Consider the following 3,854-nt stretch of genomic DNA (forward strand, 5'->3'; position numbering starts at 1 on the left):
TGAAAATCGGATTCTCCACTCAAGGGGCACTTGCTTTGAATGCCCCAATCACAATTCGAACCCAAACTTGTCTGAGGTCTCTGTATTAAGAAACGTTAAATAATGGAGAAAGTGCCAAAAGAAAGGATTATTATTTCCCAGGAATTAAATTTTGGGGCATCATGATAGAATCCTGTAGAATCAACAGCTCTGACTCCATCGATTTCATAGTCCTGCCTTTGATAAAAAAAGTTAAAAAGGTATCAACTTATTTCAGGACGGGACATAAAAACAAAAAAAGCCAAGGTTTTATTTCTTGACTTTTTATTCATATAAAGAAGCTTATTACCTTAACCGCTGGAAGGATCAGGTCTTGGGTCAAAAGGGTATTCTTCAAATGGTAGCTTAAAGTATCTAGACATGCGTAAGTGAGCATTATTAACTGTACTCATCGCTAAAACTGTGTTGTTCCCTATATACCTATGTGCCAGATAACCCGCTTCAGTATCACCTAATAATGAAGCAACTTGTAAATCAATTACTCCAAGATCAGTCATATTGTTAGCAATTAGTGCTTCACCATTCAGTCTATGGGGGAAAGTTAAGTGTCTGTCAGAATAGGCAGCCAAAGTTGAAGAAAGATCAAGTGCTATTTCAGTGTTTCCGCTTTGCATTTCGTATATCGCTAGCAAAGCTATGGCAGGGGTATAATTTTGATTTGCCAACTGTCTTAGTTTTTCACGAAAATCACTGTTGTTAAGCTTATCTAAATTACTTTTTTTAGGGTAGCCTTGTCTCTGCATCCATTGTGCCTCCTCAAAAGAGTGTGCTGTTAAAAGAGCATGATTACATTCGTTTGATAGCAAATCACTTTCTGCATCCAAGCCTTCAGATCCAAAAACATAGCAACCATATTCTTCTTCCCATGCCATTGAGAGTTCTTCTGTAGAAATTGGTAACAACTCCTCTGCTACAGACTTCAAACCCTCAGGTACATTAAGTTGGGTCAGTGACTTCTCTCTTAACTTATCAGCCAATGATTGCTCGTTTATATCTTGATTAGACAAGGTTAATTGTTCAGAATCTGATACTGTGGGTTGATCAGGAGCGTCATCCTTAATTAAGCTCCACCCAAAATAAAAAACAAAAATCATTAACGAAATAAATAATAATTTAATTTTCATTTTTTTCTCCTATTTAATTACAACCATCTTGATGTGGATGCTGATACCATAGATGACAAACTTTGTCTTCTTGGACTTTATTTAAAAATTGACTCACCCAATTCCCTGAGGGAGAGGAGCCTCCAATCGAAAAAGAAAATCCGCCCCATGAGAGTGAACCGCTCCAAGATCCACCTCCCTGTGAAGCATCTGGGTGTAAAGAGGCCATGAAATCAGCTTGTTCCTGTAAACAAAACTCAAGCTGGTCACTGGCACCATGTTGACAATGAGTACCTAGTTGTGCCCAGATTTGTCCTCTACTTGGCAAATAACTGCCACTTTGTAAATAACTATTTGACATTAAGTTTCCAACTGTGATGGCAACAGGATATGTAAGAAATCTAAATTCTCTTCTCCAAACTTGATACCCCTGATTATTGTACTCTAACTTCAACGGATTAATGTTACCAAACCTATTTGACAACCATGAATTATAATTGGCTGAACCAATGCTACTAAATGGATTGCTGTGACAATTGTCGGGTTTACTTTGTTCAAGTGCTAAACATTGTGCAGGACTCGGGTTTCCACTACCACTACCTCCATCCCCTCCAGAGCTTCCACCGCTATCATCACAATCAGAATCACCCAAATAGTCACAGCCTGGTGTTGGGCCATCGTAATCACCATAAGGGTCAGGCAGATCCGGTGGTGGATAACCTGTGACACAAACGTCAGGGTCAGAGTCACAACCGTAACTCTGGCCGAATGGTATTATTGGTGTTACAACAGCAACTGTAAATGCAGTTAATTTAATGGTTCTATTGAACTGATCTGAAATAGATCGAACCAACCCTTTCTTAAAATTATCGTTCATCATTGAACTCTCCTTTTTGCTTTAAGTGTTTATTAAATTTCTATTTTTATTGATATATCTAGTGATATTCCTTATTTCATTACTGTACCTGTAATCAAATCTAGTTATTTTTCTGGCTTGACTGACATCTTCAGACTTAAAAGGATTTTGGTAAATTATAAAGGCCTTATGTGACGAATCCTTTCTTAAAATTATTGTTCATCACTGAACTCTACTTTTGGGTTTAAAATGCTTTGAATGTAATTTAAATATTGTTCTTTATTTAGCATTCCTTTTTTCATTCTTTAGCCAATATTCTAATTGGTAAATTTGATTTATGTCAACATATTTATTGTTCTCGTAAGTACTTTGATAAAACGTAAGCGCTTTAAATGACCACTCAATACAATCTTTCCAGTAGATAACAAATGGCTCAATCCTACCTTTTCTTAATTCATTTTGAGCCAGATACAACCCCTCATAATCAATGAGCTTGAAATAGAAAATAATAAATAACGTTTGAACTTCATCATATTTATTCGAAAACAAAAACCAGAATAAGCTACGCCATGTTCGACCGTTACCATCCTTAAAAGGATGAATGGCGTAAAATTGATGAGTTCCAACTATCAGCCTATTAAGCAAATCAATTGAGTCATCATTTAAAAAATTTAAATAATCATGCAATAGGTTGCCTATCATAGATTCATCACAAACTTTGTAAGCATAACGCTTTATCTTAATATCACCTACCCAAAATACTTTATTTCTATAGCCTTTTCCACGTGATTCTTTTACAACTTCTTTGTTAACTTTCTCTAGCTGTTTAGGTGTTATTTGACCGCTATACTGATCTTTGACTTTAATCATTTTTTGGGTTTGTTTGGCCACTGCAAAAACCATTTTATCATTTGATTTTTTTCCTTTCATGTGGTCAATAAACTCAACTATATCTATGTCAATCGCTTTTCCCTTTAAATTGCCACCTCCAGCAAGGTATCGCAAAAAAAAGTAGATAATCTCTGAAGGCGTTTTTCTTTTATCTTTAAAATTCAAAAGAGACTTATCAATACACTCAAAAAAAGGTAGTATTTGTTCCACTTGACTAATTTTAAAAGGAGTGAATTGGTGGCTTGATGTTTTACCTAGTTGAATCATAGATTACAATATTATGTTTAAATGTAAAACGTGACAAGTGATAAATACTAAAAAATTTATCATTATAAACAAAGCGATTTTATGATCAATTTTTTAAAGTCATGCAGATACATTGTGACTCTTCAAGGGGATCATAAGTACTAACTATCTACAGCCTTAAACGACAGTACGTCTTCGATGTTACCCAAGCCCAACAAACACATCAACAATCGATCAACGCCTATGGCCACTCCCAAACGCTGGGGTCAGAGATATTGATTTTGCTCTTGAATCAAGCGAGGTGTTCATATATGACCCCATTGTTTTTTTAAATGATGAAACCAAATATCATTCAAAACCGTTGGCAAAAATCACATCAGATAAGTACGATTCATCAGCTCCTGCATCATAAGGGCCTGCTGCATCAGGTAAAGTAAAGTCATCAAAACCCAGGAAATCACCCTCAAAGTCCACAGGCAACAAATTGAAATTCACTTCACTACATAAATCAACCGCTGCCGATGGCTGGCCGATGCGGTAGTCACCATTGGCAGCATCAATAAAATTCAATGCCAATCTGTTGGTGATGAAGCTTAGACCATTGGCCGATGACAAACTGTCAGTTTCATTGACCAGATTACAATCAAACTCTAAATTAACAGACGTGCCGTTCACATCAAATGATTCCATCACATCAACATCCTCCATGATGATGCTAT

General features: G+C 36.2%; 5 protein-coding genes. All 5 read right to left on the bottom strand.

From position 1 onward, the window contains the following. Positions 1 to 329: 329 nt before the first annotated feature. A complete protein-coding gene (locus QNI24_RS15345) occupies positions 330 to 1,163 on the bottom strand; it encodes a hypothetical protein (protein ID WP_267177677.1) in 834 nt (277 codons plus the stop codon). Positions 1,164 to 1,176: 13 nt separating this feature from the next. Then, on the bottom strand, positions 1,177 to 2,022 hold the full coding sequence (locus tag QNI24_RS15350) for a hypothetical protein (protein WP_267177676.1): 846 nt from the start codon (positions 2,020 to 2,022) through the stop codon (positions 1,177 to 1,179). Between the two features lie 255 nt (positions 2,023 to 2,277). Continuing rightward, positions 2,278 to 3,156 carry a Fic family protein gene (locus QNI24_RS15355; RefSeq protein WP_267177675.1) on the bottom strand — a complete coding sequence of 293 codons (879 nt, stop codon included), beginning with the start codon at positions 3,154 to 3,156 and terminating at the stop codon, positions 2,278 to 2,280. A 140-nt stretch (positions 3,157 to 3,296) separates the two neighbouring features. Beyond that, positions 3,297 to 3,392, bottom strand: a complete 96-nt coding sequence (locus QNI24_RS15500; RefSeq protein ID WP_410174837.1) for a hypothetical protein — start codon at positions 3,390 to 3,392, stop codon at positions 3,297 to 3,299. Positions 3,393 to 3,483: 91 nt separating this feature from the next. Further along, positions 3,484 to 3,854: hypothetical protein (locus QNI24_RS15360; protein WP_283708769.1), on the bottom strand; the 371-nt coding region annotated here is incomplete at its 5' end.

The sequence above is a fragment of the Marinicella marina genome, from assembly GCF_030065545.1.
Taxonomy (GTDB): Bacteria; Pseudomonadota; Gammaproteobacteria; order Xanthomonadales; family Marinicellaceae; genus Marinicella; species Marinicella marina.